The organism is Pseudomonadota bacterium (genome assembly GCA_039033415.1).
Taxonomy (GTDB): Bacteria; Pseudomonadota; Gammaproteobacteria; order Xanthomonadales; family SZUA-38; genus JANQOZ01.
In genome coordinates this window covers 58,065-75,437 of the sequence record JBCCCR010000023.1, presented here as the reverse complement: position 1 = coordinate 75,437, position 17,373 = coordinate 58,065, and the positions used below count along the sequence as shown (strand labels likewise).

The 17,373-nt window shown below is 61.8% G+C and carries 12 protein-coding genes; 7 read left to right on the top strand and 5 right to left on the bottom strand.

The window, feature by feature from the left end; translation table 11 throughout:
* Positions 1–49: 49 nt before the first annotated feature.
* Positions 50–1,462: a DUF1501 domain-containing protein gene (locus tag AAF358_18270; GenBank protein ID MEM7707509.1), complete on the bottom strand. Its 1,413-nt coding sequence runs from the start codon at positions 1,460–1,462 to the stop codon at positions 50–52.
* Positions 1,452–3,233 (bottom strand): DUF1800 domain-containing protein, encoded by a 1,782-nt coding sequence (locus AAF358_18265; GenBank protein ID MEM7707508.1) that lies wholly within the window; start codon positions 3,231–3,233, stop codon positions 1,452–1,454. Before AAF358_18265 ends, AAF358_18270 begins: the two co-directional genes overlap by 11 nt.
* Positions 3,234–3,405: 172 nt before the next feature.
* On the opposite strand from AAF358_18265, the gene AAF358_18260 reads away from it, so the two are divergent.
* Positions 3,406–4,929, top strand: coding sequence for a hypothetical protein (locus AAF358_18260; GenBank protein ID MEM7707507.1), 1,524 nt, complete (start codon positions 3,406–3,408; stop codon positions 4,927–4,929).
* On the top strand, positions 4,922–5,554 hold the full coding sequence (locus AAF358_18255) for a glutathione S-transferase (GenBank protein MEM7707506.1): 633 nt from the start codon (positions 4,922–4,924) through the stop codon (positions 5,552–5,554). Before AAF358_18260 ends, AAF358_18255 begins: the two co-directional genes overlap by 8 nt.
* 126 nt (positions 5,555–5,680) lie before the next feature.
* On the opposite strand, the gene AAF358_18250 is transcribed toward AAF358_18255, so the two are convergent.
* Positions 5,681–6,724, bottom strand: a complete 1,044-nt coding sequence (locus AAF358_18250) for a M48 family metallopeptidase (GenBank protein MEM7707505.1) — start codon at positions 6,722–6,724, stop codon at positions 5,681–5,683.
* Positions 6,721–7,953, bottom strand: coding sequence for a YjgN family protein (locus AAF358_18245; GenBank protein MEM7707504.1), 1,233 nt, complete (start codon positions 7,951–7,953; stop codon positions 6,721–6,723). The genes AAF358_18250 and AAF358_18245 overlap by 4 nt, the downstream gene beginning before the upstream one ends.
* Before the next feature lie 136 nt (positions 7,954–8,089).
* Here AAF358_18245 and AAF358_18240 point away from each other — a divergent pair, with 136 nt between their 5' ends.
* The 3 genes from AAF358_18240 to AAF358_18230 all read left to right on the top strand — a co-directional run bounded on the left by AAF358_18240 (position 8,090) and on the right by AAF358_18230 (position 12,838).
* Entirely contained in the window at positions 8,090–9,046 is a 957-nt protein-coding gene (locus AAF358_18240; protein MEM7707503.1) for an L-threonylcarbamoyladenylate synthase, read from the top strand.
* Positions 9,047–9,111: 65 nt separating this feature from the next.
* Positions 9,112–11,286, top strand: a complete 2,175-nt coding sequence (locus AAF358_18235) for a serine hydrolase (GenBank protein ID MEM7707502.1) — start codon at positions 9,112–9,114, stop codon at positions 11,284–11,286.
* A gap of 127 nt (positions 11,287–11,413) precedes the next feature.
* Complete coding sequence (locus AAF358_18230; GenBank protein ID MEM7707501.1) at positions 11,414–12,838, top strand: hypothetical protein; 1,425 nt, start codon at positions 11,414–11,416, stop codon at positions 12,836–12,838.
* Positions 12,839–12,936: 98 nt separating this feature from the next.
* On the opposite strand, the gene AAF358_18225 is transcribed toward AAF358_18230, so the two are convergent.
* Complete coding sequence (locus AAF358_18225; GenBank protein MEM7707500.1) at positions 12,937–13,734, bottom strand: SDR family oxidoreductase; 798 nt, start codon at positions 13,732–13,734, stop codon at positions 12,937–12,939.
* Between the two features lie 224 nt (positions 13,735–13,958).
* Here AAF358_18225 and AAF358_18220 point away from each other — a divergent pair, with 224 nt between their 5' ends.
* Both AAF358_18220 and AAF358_18215 read left to right on the top strand, forming a co-directional pair.
* Complete coding sequence (locus tag AAF358_18220) at positions 13,959–15,158, top strand: hypothetical protein (GenBank protein MEM7707499.1); 1,200 nt, start codon at positions 13,959–13,961, stop codon at positions 15,156–15,158.
* Positions 15,159–15,341: 183 nt separating this feature from the next.
* The gene (locus tag AAF358_18215; GenBank protein MEM7707498.1) at positions 15,342–17,354 is read left to right on the top strand and encodes a right-handed parallel beta-helix repeat-containing protein; all 2,013 of its coding nucleotides are present in this window, start codon (positions 15,342–15,344) and stop codon (positions 17,352–17,354) included.
* Positions 17,355–17,373 lie beyond the last annotated feature (19 nt).

The following is a 17,373-nucleotide window of genomic DNA, read 5'->3' as shown; positions in this document are numbered from 1 at the left end:
GGCACGCCGGCTGGCGCGAGATCTCTCACCGCGACAGCATGACAGGATACTAGATAAAGGTGAGATTCGATCCGCCCTGGCCGGCGAGATTCGGGAGCGCAGCGTCTACTTCCGCCGCGTTCAGTCCGAACCACTGACCCAGCGGCGCCGCGTACTGCTCGACCGAGTGAGTTGGTATCAGACGCCCCCCGCCGGCGTCCTGACTGTGGCCGAGGGTTGCCTCCGGAATCGAGCCATAGATCGCACCACCGTTGACCGCCTGACCAACCACAAAGTGATGGCCTGCCCAGCCGTGATCGGTGCCGTCGCCGTTGACCGCCAGCGTCCGCCCGAAATCTGACGCGGTAAACAGGGTCACCTGATCGGCAATCTGGAGTTCCTCCATGGCGGCATAAAAAGCCACCACCGCCGCGTCGATCTCCCGCTGCAGGGCCGGAAGCTGAAGCACCTGACTGGAATGGGTATCAAAGCCCCCCAGAGCAACAAAGAACACCTGCCGGGTGACGCCGAGCTCCTGTCGCGCCGCGATACTCCGGGCGACCGCGCCGAGCTGGCCGCCGAGGTTGCCCTGCGGAAATGGCGTTGAGAGCTGCGGAGCGGCAGCCAGCGCTGAATCATAGAGTTCGTTGGTGACGAGCGCGCCCGCCATCGAGTCCTGGTAGTCGGTGCTCAGCAGATTGCTGCTGGAAAAACCCGCAGCCAGGTAATGTTCGCGCAGCAGCTGATAACGCGCCTCACCTTCGGGGGTGCCTCGAGCACCCTGCAACGCCTCAAGCGCCTGCAGTCTGGCGGCGCCGCGAACGCCAACCTGATACGGCACCGTTTGTGCCCCGGTGACAAATAGGCGATCGGCCAGTGTCGTGACGGCGCTGAATTCAGGCTGCAGGCTGTTGCCACCGGCAGCGAGCACCGCGTCGGCGAACCGTCCGCCCCAGCCGAACTGCGCGCCTTCGGGTGCGCTGGACGCCCAGGTGGACTGTTGATCGTTGTGAGAGAAGAGACGTTTGGGCAGCGGCGCGGTCTCGGCGAGCACTTCGGTGCGCGTAACCGGAACGATCAGCGGCCCAACGTTGCCAACAATCGCTGCGTTTCCGGCATCGTAGAGACCCTTGATGCCGGCCAGCTCCTCGGGCAGCGCAAACTCTCGGCCGCCAAAGTCCCCGCTGGTGGCAAGCGGCAGCAGCCGCGAGCGGTCCCGGGTTGAGCCGCCGCCGATGTTGCCGTACTGATTGAGAAGCTCAGACCGGATCCCTGCGTATTCGTCGTAAGACGCCTGATCGAAGGGCAGGATCGTGTCGTGACAATCCAGGCCGCCGAGCAGGAACAAACACACCAACGCTCGGTAGCCTCCCACCTCCGCCGCCGTCGCCGGCAGCGTGAATGGGAGCCCCGCCAGGCCCGTATAGCCCGCCAAGGTCAGACCAGCGGACCCGCTGAGAAACTGTCGTCGCTTAAGGGGCATCGGTGTTCTCCTCAGCTTTAAGTACCAGGTAATCTGGAGAGGTCATCAGCATCTGGACGGCGGCTACGACTCGCTCCAGGGGCCCGTCGTAGCCAGGATCTGACGGTTGAGTCAGCGGCAGGGATTCCACAAACGCGATGATGCGCTGTCGGGTGACGGCGGACGTGGCGCCGTGATTGAGCAGCAGATCTAGCCGGTTCAGCAGCGTAGCAGGGTCGCCCGCCAGCGCCCGCTCCGCGCTGTAATTTGGCTCGAAAGCTGCCGTTCCGCCGCCGGCTGAATCCCTAGCGGCCTGGCCGGAGATGAAGTAACCCATGAAGTTGCTGTAGCCAAAAACCGAGTTGGCGTTGACGATTTGCAGTTCCGGCATCGTCAGCCCCTCAGCGCCGCTCAGAGTGCCGGGCGCGACAAAGGCGGGACGGTAAAAGTTGAAGACCGAAGGCGACTGAAAGGGCGCCTGCGCCAGATCTTCCGTAGCGCCGGTGAAATCCAGCACCGGGATGGCCGTTGGCTCAACGCCTGCGACGCGAAAGGCTCTGGCCCACTGCGTAAAGCGCAGGACCGGTTCGCGTAGCTTGCCGGCCTGGTCGGGCGTCTCAGGAAGGTTGCGGGCCTCCGGGTCAAACAAAACGGCCGCCAGTGTTGCGGCCAGATCACCCCGGCGGCCGTCACCGGTCTCGCTGCCGTTAGGCAGCACAAAACGGCCGCTCGAGAACGCCTGCGCGACCCGCGCCACGTAGGCGGGAGGTGGGTTGCTGGCGACAAATCGCTGGATCAGCTGACGCGCCAGAAACGGTGGGGTGTTGGGGTGATCGACCAGCAGATCCAAGGCCGTGTCGATACTCTGGGCGGCACCGGTTCCGGCCGGGATCGTCGTTCCGAGGAACGACTTTTCAAGCGGCGAGTGAAAGTCCGGGAAGATCTTCATCGGTCGAAACAGTGCGCCCGAGTTCAGCTCATTGAAGCCGAAGAAAAACACGTTGCTGTCGAGGCTCAGACCGGTGAAGACGCGAGCGAGTCCCGTGACGTCGCTGTTGTCGTAGAGCTCGACCGGCTGGCCGTTCTGAAGAATCGGGGAGCCGTCAGGGTTGAGTGCCACCAAGCCGATCGTGAACAGCTGCATGATCTCGCGGGCGTAGTTTTCGTCCGGCACCCGGCCGCTGGCCTCGTCACCTTTCGTGTTCTGCAGGTAGGTCAGATACGACCCCATGGCCGGGGCGTAGGTCACCGCTTCCAGCAGGTCCCGGTAGTTACCCAGGGCGTGCGTCATCAAGACGTCCTGGTAGTAACCCACCGCCGTTGGCCAATCGAACAGTTGAGTGTTCATCGCGTTGGAAACGACCAGGATCTGCGACAGCGCAAAGGCCATACGCTGGCGCAGCTGATCAGGACCGGTGATTGTCAGCTCCCAGAACGCGTGGTTTGGCGTACGCCGGCCCTGAAAGGTCGGCTGTCCGCTACCGTCGGTGGCTCCGGGCTCCTGCAGGGCGGCAAACACGTAGTCGAGGTAGCTGCTGGGGGTACGCCCCTGCTGCTGGAGAAACCACGCTGAGGACGAGGAGCCGTTCAGCGCAGTGATCTCGTCCATGGTGGGACCAAACGTCGCGTAGCTAAGAAACCGCGAGGCGTCTGCTTCGCTGGTGACTACGTCGTTGACGGTCTGCACTGGTCCGCCTTCAAATCCGTCTTCGAAAACTAGGGTGGCGGCCGCGTCGCCGAGGATGCCGCCTGTACCCAGTGTGAGGATCGCCGCGAGTGCAGCTCGAACCATAATCAACTCCCGTGACACTTCGCAAAGTGTAGCGACTGACGAGGTCCAAACTGTTAATTAGCTGGCAGTTTTGGCCTGGTGTTCCTGCTTGCTGAATGCCTTATCATCGCGTTCTTGCGCGCAGCCCTCAGCGGCCGGTTTGCGCAATAAATCGATCGAGAGAGGAAGAGAAATGACCGAGCGAGGCGTGGTGTTTCCCGAGCTGGAAAGCGGCCGGCGCAGCACCACCGCGACGGGCAAAGCGATCGTCGCCGAGGCGATGCGTGCCGTCGACGAGGCCGGGTCCGCGCGAGTATCGGCCGAGTCCAACTGGCGAAAGCGATACCCTCAATACTTTGAGCAGCTCACCGCCCAGGCGATGGCATCAGCGGACCACGCAAACGACATGGCGGCAGCAGGTCTGGCCGCCGTTCATTCGACCTTTCAATTTGCCGGGGAAGGCGAAGCGGTTTCGCTGTCCGACGCGATGTCGATCCCGACCGAACGCCGGTTCGAGACGGCCGTGCTTACCGGTGGTGCCGACCGTCGTCCGTTGACGGTGCTTCATCAAAACCGACACCTGACCGGGGTGAATCTGCTGGGGCAGCTCGCGCAGTGGCGGGAACGGGGCATCATTGAAGGTAGCCATGCTGAGGCGGTCACACGCGTGCTCGAAAACCCTGAGTGGGTTTCGGAGCTCCCACCGATTGTACTGCTTGGCGCGGGCGCCGAAATGGGTCCTTTTGCGACCTTGCTTGAGCTGGGCGCGACCGTCATTGCCGTAGATCTCAACCGGAGTTCGATTTGGGGGCCGCTGCTGGCGGCGGCACGACGCTCAGCGGGGACGCTGATTTTCCCCCTCGCTAAGCCTCAAACCGACGATATGTCCGATCAGGAGCTGACCGAGCTGGCCGGCGCAAACCTCCTGACCGACGCAGCGGAGATTTCCCGCTGGCTGATCGAGCTCGATCGGCCGCTGGTTCTGGGCGGCTACGCATACCGCGACGGGAGTGGTTTTGTCCGCGTGAGCGTGGCGATGGACGCGATCATGGCCGAAGTCTCGCAGCGCAACGCGCATCCGGTGCAGCTTGCCTTTTTGCTCACCCCAACGGACGTGTATGCGGTACCAGAGGCTGTCGCCGCCGCATCGCGTGAACGGTATGAGGCGTCGTCGGGCGTTCGGTCCGTCCGTTCGCTGCTGCGCAGTGTCAGCGGATCCCGCCTGTTTGCGCCGAACGTCCGGCAGATGGTGTCGGGGGAGAACGGGAAACGTTACGGCATCATCAACAGCCTGATTACTCAGCAGGGCCCCAACTACACGCTGGCGAAGCGGATTCAGCGTTGGCGGTCGCTGGTGGCTCGAGCGGAAGGTCAGCTCGTGTCGTGCAACGTGGCCCCGGCAACCTATACGCAGTCGGTCACCAAAAATCGCTTGTTCGCGGCGGGCTTCGCTGGCGCGCAGGTCTTTGGCACCGAAGCCTTTGAGCCCACCACCAGCAATGCGCTTATGACTGCGCAGCTCGTCGCGGACCTGCTGGATCCGCAGTCACCCTCGCGACCGGACGCAGCGTTCGACAATCCGGAAGAGCTGTTTATGGACGGCGCCAGCCACAGCGGTTTTTGGCGTATGGGGAGCCAGCTTTCGTCCGTGATTGAAGCCGCGGTTGTCGCGGGGGCATTCAAGCAGCTGCGGCGGCGCGGGCAAGTCCGTGGCTGAGCGGCCGGTACTCTACTCGTTTCGGCGCTGTCCCTTCGCGATACGCGCTCGCCTGGCGCTGGTCTACGCCGGTCTGCAGGTCGAGCTGCGGGAGATTGTGCTCAAGGATAAGGCGCCGGAGTTTGTGGCGGCATCGCCGAAAGCGACGGTGCCGGTCCTGGTCACCGCTGATGCGGTGCTCGAGGAAAGCCTGGAAATCATACACTGGGCGCTGGCTCAGCACGATCCGGAAGGCTGGCTCGATATGCCAGAGGCGGGCCGGGCGCTGATTGAACACAACGACGGTGGTTTCAAAGCGGCTCTTGACCGCACGAAATATGACAATCGCTTCAGCTCCGATCCGGAGCAGGAGCGCGCCAAAGCCAACGTTTATCTCGAGCGGATCGCTGCAACGCCTGAAGGCACAAGCTGGCTCTTCTACGACCGACCTACGGTCGCTGATATGGCGGTCCTGCCGTTTGTCCGCCAGTTTGCGTTCATCGATCGCACCCGCTTCGACCGGGAGGCGCCACCGTGGGTCCGGGGCTGGCTGGACCGATTTCTCGAGAGCGAGCTGTTTACTCAGGTGATGCCCAAGTATCCGCGGTGGGTTACCGGCGACCCCGTGACCGTTTTTCCTTCCTGATCTGGGGTGCTGCCAGATATAAGAACAGGGGCGACTAAGTTGAGCTCGCCGACTGAGCTCGACTGACCGCGTCCCGAAAGCCTGGCTTATGCTTCGCTGGGATTAATTTGGAGGAGACCATCCAACCTAAAGTTGGTCCGAAGTCGACTCGTCTTTATCGGCGGCTTTCCGGGCGTTGCTGATGCGACTTTCCGTCTGGGGGTGGGTGCTCACGAAGTTGAGGAGTGCGCTTTCGGAATCGGGGTAGCGTAGCTGCAGTCGCTCCATGATGTCAGCGAAAGCGTCCGGCGATATGCCGTGCTCCTGGAGCAAGGCAAAGGAATAAGCGTCGGCCTCTTCTTCAAATTCTCGCGAGTATTCGCTCTGCAGAAGCACCACCGGGAGGCCGGCTACGGCGGCGGTCAGGGTCGCCGCGTCTGCCGTCACCGCGGTCGCGGCCACCGCCACCAGTGAGTTCTGGATGAGGGTGCGCATGACGTGCCGGCGCTCGATGTGACCGATTTCATGGGCCAGGATCGCCAGTACCTCCTCGTCCGTCTCGGCCAGCCGGACCAGGTCGTCAGTGATGACAACGGTACCGCCCGGCAGGGCAAACGCGTTAGGCCCGATGGCACCAGAGGCGCGAAACTGCAGGTCCAGATACGCTTCGTAGGTCTGACCACGCCGGAACTGGTTGAAACGCGCCCGAATCTTTTCCTGGCGCTGCACGTCAATTTGCGAAGGAAAAAGCCAGCCGAACTCGTGCATGGAGTCGAGGACTTGCTCACCGAGGTTTTGCTCTGATTCGATTGGGATTCGCAGCGCAATGCTTTCGGCTGCGGCCGGCAGCCCATAGCGATGCCCGGCAAATAGCACCAGCGCCACGAGCACCACGCAACCCAGCGCAACACCCCAGCGCTGCTCCAGCCACGCGACGACCCCTTCGCTGGGGCTTACCTGAGGCAATCGATTGAGCGTCTCGACATCGTCACACTGGAACTGCCCGCCGTCGGGAAGCGTAAGGAGACGGCTTTGAGCGCCGGTGCGCGGGGATACCAGCAGCTCCGCGCTTGGAAAGCTGCGAACCTCCTCATCTCGTTTGAGGCGGACCTCGTTGCCGGCCAACTCCAGCTCTGCCGGGTGACGCAACGCGCTCTTGCCGTCGCAGTAGTAGCCGCCAAGAACCGTCATAGCGAGAGATCCAGATCGAAGAAGTCACCCGTTTCGGCTGCTGCCGCGCGAACATTGCTGCGGTCATCGCCGATAAAGTCCGACAGCGGCCGATCGGTGCGGGCTGAAAGGTGTTCGACGCGGTAGCGCATCGTGCGCATCACTGCCCAGGGAATCGCCAGGCCAACGGTTGCAATGATGGCAAGCGCGTTGGTGAGGTAAAGCGCAAACAGCTCCCCGCCTTTCATCGTCGAAAGAAAAGACACTGAGCCGAGGTGCGCCTGGTTCCAGACCAGGTTGGTGACATTGGCGCGCACGTAGGCAAAGGCAAAGACGTAGCCTAGATAGACGGGAATGGTCAGCAGGAATAATTGCGAGCTGGAATCGGGGTCGATACCGCCAACAAAAAAGGCCAGCATTGCGCTCAGAATCGCGGACACGAGCATGATGAGTCCAGCCATAAAATACACGCCGAAGAACTGCCCGCCGCGAGCGCCGTAAACCACGCGCGATGTGCCGTAGGACGTGTTGGTGGCGATGAACCGCTTCAGGCGGTTTAACCACCAGGGAAAGAGCACGCCGGCCGCAAGAATCACCAGCAGCGCGAGCCACCCGAGGGCAGAAACCAGTTCCCCGATAATCCCCGAGTCCGAACCGTCGAACATAAGACCCAGGATCACGATCGGAATCAGGCCGAGCCAGTAGATGGTGACCGCCGCGCCCAGATAGTTTCCGTGAAAGACGAAGGTCAGGTTCCGCCAGGCGGAATAGCGCGCGTTAAAGGCCGCTGAGCTGGCCACGATCCACGGAGCGATGATCAGCCCTGCACCGAGCACCCAGGGCAGGGCAGGCAGATAAAAGCTGCTGCTGAACCACCAGATAAACAGCAGCGTCGCAGCGACCAGACGACCCTTCAGAATGGGGATCGGCTCCGCAAGGTACTGCATCGGCGAATCGTCGATGCGAACGCTGGCATAGAAGTAGCGCTTTTTGCGGACCTTGGCCCAGGCAGAAAAGATGCCCAGCGTCAGCAGCGTCAGGCACAGGTTCACGATCCAGATCCGAAAATAGACGCCAGCCTGGCCGGTAAACTCGATCGGGATCGTTCGCTCGTCGTGGATTTCGACTGCCTGGAAGCCGTCATCAGTGACGAATGGTGTTGCCCTGGCGGGCTCGTTTTCAGCGTCTAGCGAAGGTGTACTCATGCGCCTCGGGGTGGCGTGGTCGAACAGGCCTGGAAATCTCATCATAACGAATTCCCGACGACTTGCACCCCACTTTTTCCGGTCTTTTCCTCCGGCAGGGCCGAACAGCGCTGAAGCGTCTTGAGTTACATTTTCGGACGCTTGCCGGTAGTCTCTCCCGAGTCCCATGATCGAGCATCGCATGTCCGCCCCACCCGTTTTTGAGGGTACCGATGGCATCAATCCGGCATTGGCCGCGTTGGCCGCGGGCCGGCTTGTGGCCATACCGACGGAAACCGTCTACGGCCTTGCGGCAGATGCCGCCAGCGCGGAGGCCGTGGCGCACATCTATGCGGCAAAAGGGAGGCCGTCGTTCAATCCGCTGATCTCCCACGTGGCTGACTTGGCGATGGCCGCGACCGAAGGATGTCTCGATGAGCGGGCGTTTGCTCTGGCTGACGCTTTTTGGCCTGGGCCGCTGACGCTGGTGGTGCCGGCCAACGAGGGGGGCAAAAGCTGTGAGCTGGCGCGTGCCGGTCTAGGGACCATCGGCCTGCGGGTGCCTGGTCATCCGGTGACGCGTCAGCTTCTGGATGCGTTTGGGGGTCCGCTGGCCGCGCCCTCAGCCAATCCGTCGGGACGCCTGAGCCCGACAACTGCGGCTGACGTGGCGCGAGCCTTCGGCGATGAGGTGGCGCTTGTCGTCGACGGGGGGCCCTGCGAGGCCGGCATTGAGTCAGCCATCGTTTCAGTGCTGCCTGACGATTCACCTCGGCTGTTGCGGCCAGGCGCAATCAGCCGCTCAGCGCTGGAAAACGTGGTGGGGCCGCTGGCGGACAGAGTGTCTTCCGACATCAACGCGCCTGGTCAGCTCAGTTCCCACTACGCGCCAGCGGCCACGCTGCGGCTGAACGCCACGACCTGTCGCCGTGGTGAAGTGCTGCTGAGCTTTGGGCCCACCGCCCCGCCGGGGCTGAACCTCTCCCCAACGGGTGATACGGTTGAAGCGGCCGCCAACCTGTACCGCATGCTGCGGGAACTGGACGGGCAGGGCGCTGAGGCGATTGCGGTGATGGCAATTCCGGACGAGGGCCTGGGAGAGGCGATCAACGACCGCCTTCGGCGCGCCGCCGCTCCGAGGGATGAGACCCTCACCTGAACCCGATTGGCTGCCAATCGCGCTTCTTCAAGTAGAGTCCCGACCCTGACACAACGGTGAACCCCATGAAGTCAGTCTTCGTTGCCGCCATATTCCTGCTCGCCACCACATGCGTTATCGCGACGTCTCCAACTGCCTCGAAGGTCGCCGATACCTCCGCGAGTGGGTCCTGGTTCGATCGTGCGCGAGATGGAGAGGGCTTTGTGGTGCAGTTCATCGACGACGCGTCCGCGGTGGTTTACTGGTTCACCTACACCAGCACCGGCGAGCAGCGTTGGTTTACCGGCCTGGGTTCAGCCAGCGGTAACGTGCTGCAGATCGACGAGCTGCTGATGCCGACCGGAGGCGTGTTTGGGCCCAGCTTTGACTCGTCGGCCATTGTGCGTGAGGACATGGGTGAGCTGACCCTGACCTTCACCTCCGACGTCAGTGGACGGGCCGACTACGTGATCAACGGGGAAGCCGGCAGCCAGAACCTGGAGCGCCTCACGCGGCCGCTGGAGGTGGGTGCTGCCAGCGAGCCGCTGGTGCCTGCCAAGAGCGGTTCCTGGTTTGACCCGGTCAACGACGGCGAAGGGTTCGCCGTCGAGGTGCTGGAAGACGGGACACCGCTGGCCTACTGGTTTACCTACGACGTTGCCGGCAACCAGGCCTGGATGGTGGGTATTGGCACGGGCAACATCGGCAACGGCAGCGTACAGCTCGATATGGTGCAGCCGGTGGGCGGCCTGTTTGGCGATAACTTTGATCCAGCGGACGTCGATCGTCAGCCGGCCGGACGGGTGAATTTCAGTCTTAACTGCGACGCAGGTTTCGCCGACCTAGACGCCACGGACGCCGACTTTGTGGATTTCCGCCTGCAGATTCAGCAGCTGGTGGGGATCGGCGGGAACGTCTGCAATGATCCGGCGATCGCTCGAATCATGCCAACCGTGGCGGGAGAGGTGCTGCTGCCGGACAACGATGCGACCGGCCGCACGACTTGGCTGCTTGGCGAAGTTACCGCCGGTGGCAACACCAGCGACGCCGCCTTGCGCGACAACTTCGCGCCGGTCTGGTTTGCCAGCTTCTCGGAAGAGCAGACGCGGGAGTTCTTCGCTGACATCGCGTCGCTTGCGCCGCAGCCCAGGTTGACGGACGTCTCCAGCGCGACTCCGCTGACCGTTTCCGGCCTGGTGACGGGCACCAACGGTCGCGAGGTGGCGCTCAATCTTTCGATCGACGTGAATTCGCGTCTGATCAACAGCTTTTCGTACCAAAACTTTGGCTTCGGTGCTGGCACGATCGTCTTCGCTGACGATCAGAATCTGAGTATCGAGCAGGCCGCAGACGAATACGCGAGCCTGTCGGCCTCACCCGGCCTGCTGGTCGCTCGAATTCAGAATAACCAGTGCGTAACCGTTGTCGGCCGCAACGAGGATGAGCCGCGCGCCACGGCGTCGATCTTCAAGATCTGGATTCTGGCCGGGGTTGCCGAAGCGCTCAACGACGGGTCCCTCACTCGTCAACAGCTGCTGCCGGTAACCGCGAATGATCGGGCTCCCGGCGGTCCGCTGCTGGACCTGCCGATCGGCAGCGCCGTGTCGCTCGACGAGCTGTCGCTGCTGATGATGGGCATCAGCGACAACACGGCGACCGATATTCTTCATGAAGCGGTGGGTCGAGGCCGGCTCAACGAGATACACGCCGAATACGGCCACTCCCGGCCCGAACTCATGGCGCCGCAGCTCAACATCAGCGAGCAGTTCCACCTATTGTTCTCGGTGAGCTCGGCTGACGCGGCCAGCTATGTCAACGGGACGGAAAATTTTCAGCGCCAGTTCCTGCTGGACAGGCTGGTTCCGCTGGGCTCCATCGCCACCAACGGCGGCGGCTTTTTCAACGAGCCCGAATTTGTCACCGGAACGTGGCAGGCCAGTCCGCTGGACGTTTGCGGGGCGTTTGCCCAGCACCGACAGCACGACCCCGGTTCGGACGCTGCGCTGGTCGTGGAGCGCGCCCTTGGCGCAACCCCGGGCTTTCCTAACCTCTACGAACGCTGGGACCGTATCTGGTTTAAGGGCGGTAATCTGGAGTCCGGCGCCAGCGGTCAGATGGTCTACACCTACGCGTGGATGCTCGAGCGAAACGGCGAGGACCCCTACGTTGTCGTCGGTATGGCCAACGACCTGGAGGGCGGATTGGAGGACGAGATCTTCAACTTCAACTCGCTGCTGTCTCGCATCATGGAGCAGCTCTAGGTCGTCTGCCAGGCTGACGTCGCCAGCCCGCGACATCAGACATCACAACCCTCCACCCGTGCGAGCGGATTGGAGGGTTTTTCACGTCTGCCGCGTCAACTCGGCAAGCATTGACGAAAGGTAAGGCATGAAACCGGTTTTGCTCGCGTTGGCGATCCTGCTGCTCCCAGCGAAAGCTGCGGCCGTCTCGGTCAGCAGCAACGGGACGGGACAAGTCCTGATCTATCCCTACTATTCAACGCGGCATATGGACACCGTGGTTTCCGTAACCAACGGCAGCAGCCGCCCAAAGGCACTCAAGGTGGTGGTGCGCGAGGCCAAACAAGGACGGGCGGTGCTGAAGTTCAATCTCTATATCCGGGGTGGCGACAGCTGGTCAGCTTTGCTGGGTTCTGAACCCGACGGTCGCCGACCCTTCGTCAGTACCGTTGATTCGACCTGCACGGTGCCGTCTATCCTGTCCCAAAACGATGGAGTCTTGCCAGACGGCGCGCCGAGTGTTGCGCTCCAGTCGGACCTGATCAACGACGACCCTGATGTCGATCGCCGGCTTGGAGAGGGGTATGCCGAGATTTTTGAAATGGGAGAGCTGACCGGCGATGCGGCAGCACTCGCCAACGATCACGCCTGTTTCGGCCTCCATACCGCCTGGGTTGCGCCAAACGGATTCTGGAGCATTGACGCCTCTGTCGATCTATTGCCGCCTACTGGCGGCCTGGAAGGGCGCGCCATGCTGGTTGATGCCGCCTCTGGGGTCAGCTACGAATATGTGCCCGTTGCACTCAAAGAATTTAGCGCCCGGCAGCAGCACTCCACGCCAACCGATGTCGGGGAGTCCGAGCTGAGCAACGCCAACAGCGGCCAGGAATCGGACGGCGTGCGTTCAACGGTCTTTACCGACGAGGGGTCTGTGGACCTGCTGTGGCGATCCGGCGATGAAGCGGTCAGCGCCGCGCTGAGTCAGGCTTCGCTGGCGGCCACCTACCGGATCAGCGAGGCTCTGGAGATCAGTACGGACGCCATCTTGGTGTTTCCAACCCGGCGCTATTTCGAAGACGAAGCGTTTGCCCCAGCTGACAAGCCGGTGCCGATCTTACCGTTCCGCTCGACCTACAGCGACGAGCGAGGTGCGCCAACCCGGGTCCCCGTGCTAATTGCCAACAGCGTCGGCGACGTGCTGGTCCCGCCGGTATTCTTTTCCGTCAATTTGCCCTGGACGGTTCAGGTGCTGAACGTGAGCGCTGATCCGGTACTGGATTCGGCCTTTCGCGTCGGTGAAGACGTCAAGGCCCGGGCCGACGGGCGCATGGTGCTCCACTTCGGTGATTCGAGCCGCACCGGTCAGCGTGGCGGTTTCGCTTTCGACGATGCCCGGGTCGCCAGCGGGCCAAGCCAGGGGATGGTCGCCAGGCTTGGCGGGCTACCGGTTATTGGGCTTAGAGTGGAGCGCACGTTGGCGGGTGCGATCGGCACCGCTAGTGGCAGGCAGCTTCGCCAGCCGGGCGGTACCGTGTTGCCCATGACGGGCGACACGGACCTACAGCTGCCCTAGGGGCAAGCTAGGACAAAATCCGAAGCGAGCTCCGAGCAGGCGACCGGCCCATCCACCGGTCGCCGAGAGGCTCAGCCTAGCGACAATCCAGGGAGCGGCTACCAGGGAACCACAGCGCCGGTATAGGCGCGATACTGACCGCTATCACCAGTGCTCACCGAGCTGATGACATCACGCATTGCGCTGACCGACTCCTCCGGTGACAGGGTGGCGCTGGGCCCGCCCATGTCTGTACGGACCCAGCCGGGATGGAGCGCGAGGCAAACAAAACCCTCTGGTTCCAGCTCGGCTGCCAGCGTTTTGGTGAACATATTGAGCCCGGCCTTGCTTTCACGGTAACCGTAGAAGTTGCCGCCGTTGTTTTCGATGCTCGCGAGCTGGCTGGTGATGTTGACAATGTGCTTCATGTCACCGGCGCGAAGGTTTGGGAGCAGCGCCTGGGTGACCAACACCGGACCGAGTGTGTTCACCAGCAGCGTCCGTGCATAGTCATCGGCGTCCACCTTTTCGATTTCACCCACGCGCGGAAAAATCCCGGCGTTGTTGATCAGCATATCGATGGGTCGACCGTCCAGGGATTTCGCCAGCGCCGCGATGCTGGCCCGGTCCGTGACGTCCAGCTGAAACATTTCGGCAGCCACGGCTTTCAGCTCGTCGGCTTTTGCCGGGCTGCGCGCCGTGCCGATCACGGTCCAGCCATCGTCCGCGTACTGTTTGGCAAACTCCAGCCCCAGGCCACGATTGGCGCCGGTAATCAGGACGATCTTGGTGTCTCCGGCAGCACCGCCGGCATGCGAATCCGCCAGCACCGGGCTAGCGCCAAGCGTGAGAGCCAGCAGACTCAAGAGCCCGAAGAGGCTACGGCAGGTTCGCGTCAGGGTGATCGATGGGTTCATGGGATTCTCCGTAGCATGAAAATTTGGGCCGGGCGCCGCATCACGATGCCCGCAGAAACCGGTATTCGGATTTTAGTGCAAGGGCAATCCTGTTTCAGCTCCATCCATCGCAGGTTTTCTGTCCGTTCGCCTCGCCAGCCCGGGGTTGGTGTGCTAAATCTTAAGACTGCCCACCGATCCGCAGGCAGGCCGTGCAACCCGTCAGCTCCCTTCAAAAATCTCCCGTGAAGTTCAAACTGACGGTTGTGCTGGTGGTGGCCATGGCGTTTTGGCGGCAGGATGCGGCGGCGGCACCGGCGCTCCAGCTCGGGTCGACGGAGGGAGAACCCGGCAGTCGGGTATCCATCGACGTTGACTACGAAGGCACCGGGAGTGGTGTGGACGTTTTTGAAGCGTTCATCCGGTTTGACACCATCAATCTGGTTCCCAGCCTAACGCGGTGCGGCGGGAGTCTTGGGCGGCCTGCAAACGTCGTTGTCACTTGCGAGGTTATTGGCGTGGCGATTCGGATCCAAGGTGTCGCCAGTGGGCCTGAAATCCCCGACCTCTCCCTCGGTACGATTGCTTTTGATTTGGCGGTCAATGCCCCGACGCCCGCAACCTATCTACTCGAAATTGAGGATGATGTTTATCGCGACGGATTGAACGACGTCCGTCCAGGCGGGCGGCGAGACGGATTCGTCATAACGACGACCGGACAGCCGTTGCCTGAACTCGATCGCTTCGAGGTTGACGATACACCGCTGAGGGCCCGGTTTCCGGACAGCAACGCTGCTGACACGACGCGACGATCTGATCGACACTGGTTCCACGCAGAGGACGACGAGGACTGGATCATCTTTCGGCTCAATAACGGTATCTTTGCGTTTGATGTCTGCGAAGGAATCTGCGGTGACGGTAGTCAGATCACCCCGAATGTGCAGATCTTTGACGCGACGCGCGTTGTCGATCCCAACGCCGAACCGCTGGCGGAATTCAACGAGTGCGCGCCCAACGGCGTACCGATCCCGGTCGGACGAGAAATTGTCGACGCCGGTCTTGGGGTAACTCAAAACAGCGAGGTGGTGCTGATCCGCATCCGTGAATGTTTCGGGTTAAACGGCAACGAGTTTCCCTATGACGTTTTCATGAACATTTCGGAATTCAATCAGCTCGGCGCGCGAATCACCGGCAACGTCAGTGATGGTGATGGCGGACCGGTGGGAACAGTCATCTTTACCAGTACCAATCAGATCACCGCTTCAAATCCGCTGAGCGGCGAATATAGCTCGCTCGTAACGGCCGGAACGCCGATCGAGCTGACGGTCGTGTCGGAGAACTTTCCAGAACAGATTATTGAGGTTTCCCCGCTGGGCCCTGTCGAGATTCGGAATGTGGATATCGTATTGCTCGGAGACGCCGTTTTCAGAGACGGCTTTGAGTGACCCGTGGAATCCTTCGGGGCACGGCCTGCTCGCGGCCACAGCCCGTTCCCAACTGGAAATCGATTGGCTCACGTTCAGGCATAGGTTTCGTCGCCCCGTTGGCGAAAAAACTGGACCAACCTTGATCCGGTTTCTTTGCCGCTTTCGCCTCTAACACTAGAGACTGAAGCGAGGAGCCAGGCGATGGCCGGCGGGATTTTTAGAACACTGACCAGCCTGGCGGCGCTGTCGCTGGCGAGCTTAACCAACGCGGCCACGTTCACCGTGACCAGCACCGCGGACGCTGGCCCCGGGACGCTGCGTCAGGCGATTGCGGACGCGAACGCGGCTGCCGGCAGCGATGAGGTGGTTTTTGCGATACCGGGGTCGGGGCCGCACGTGATACTGCTTGCCGGGGCGTTGCCAACGCTGGCAGGGGAGATCGTCGTCGACGCCGGCACCCAGCCAGGCAGCGACTGCAGCGCCTGGCCGCCAACCCTGAACGTATCGGTCGATGCAATGCAGGCTGGCGGAGTCGGATTTTTGGTTCAGGGTGACGACGTAACGATCAAAGGATTCAGCGTGTACTCAGCGCCGCTGGAAGCGATCAGGGTCCGAACCTCAGACCGTTTTACGCTCACCTGCAGCTTCCTCGGCACGGATGCGACGGGCACTCAGGGCATCGGTAATGACGAATTGGGAATGAGTGTTGTGGGCGGCAGCGACCACGTCATCGGGGAAAGCATCGGCAGCGTCGGCAACGTTATCGCCGCCAGCGGCCTGGACGGCCTGTTTGTGCAAAACACCAGCAATGTGCTGATCGCGGGCAATCGGGTGGGTTCCGATATCAGCGGCAACACCGCGTTGGGAAACACCGTTTTTGGTGTCAACCTCAGGGGAACAACCGGATCGGTCGTTCGCGACAATATTATCGTGGGCAATGGTGGTGCCGGCTTGGTACTTGAGGCTAACCCGGCAAACGAAAACCTGGTGATCGGTAACTTCATTGGCATCGGTGCGGATGGAACCACCCCGGTGCCCAACGTGGAGTTTTTCGGTCCGTCGGGCGGCGGTATTGGGCCAGGCATCCTTCTAAGCAATGCCCCAGGGACCCGTATCGGCGGGACTGCACCTGGCGAGGGTAACGTGATCGGTGCTAACGAGGGTGACGGTGTCCAGGTCTTTAATAACGCCAACGATACGATCATTCAGGGGAATTTGATCGGAACGGACGCGACCGGCTTGCTGCCGCGAGGCAATGGGGCCTCCGGGATTGCGCTTTTTACGACCGGCAACGTTGTCGGAGGCCCTGCGGAGGGCGCGGGTAACGTGCTGGCCGACAATGGACTGCAGGGTATTTCTATTCAGCGAACAAACAGCAATGACGTTATCGGCAACCTGATTGGGGTTGGTGCTGACGGAATCACGCCGCTCGGCAACGAAAACAACGGTGTTTTCATTCAGGACGCCAGTGATAATTTGATTGCCGACAACGTGGTAAGCGCTAACGCGAATGACGGAATTTTGCTCTTTGACGTTTCCTTCGACAATCGGGTACGCCGCAACTTCGTCGGCACTGACCGCAGCGGATTGCTCATGCTCGGCAATGGCGCTGACGGCATCGATACGGGTTCTGACACGCGGGACAATACCATCGGCGGTAGCGAGCTCACAGACGCCAACGTGGTGGCCTTCAACGGTGATCTGGGTCTTGAGATTGAAGGCCAGAACAACGCGCTTCTCGGCAACCAGGTATTTGGGAACGTGACCGCGGAAATCGACATCGGCAATGACGGGCGCAACCTCAACGACCCAGGTGACGCTGACGCCGGCGCCAACAATCTGCAGAACTACCCGGAGTTCTCTAGCGTGGTTGGGGACGGCGACATGCTGCTCACCTACAGCTACCTGGTCGACTCGGCTCCGGCCAACAGCGCTTACCCGCTGACCGTCGAGTTCTTTCTGGTCGACGCAGACGGGGAGGAGGGCGCCAGGCTTCTCGGGCGAGACGCTTATCCGCTGTCTGACGCTCAGACGCTGCGGTCTATCGCGATCTCGCCGCTTCTGCCCGTTATGGTCGGGGATGTGGTCGTGGCCACCGCCACTGACGCCGACGGCAACACGTCTGAGTTGTCCGATCCGATATCGGTCATGGGCAGTGCAGATCCCGAAAGCATCTTTCGTGACGGCTTTGAAGCGCAACCACCCGGACGCTAGGGATACATCATTGAGCCAG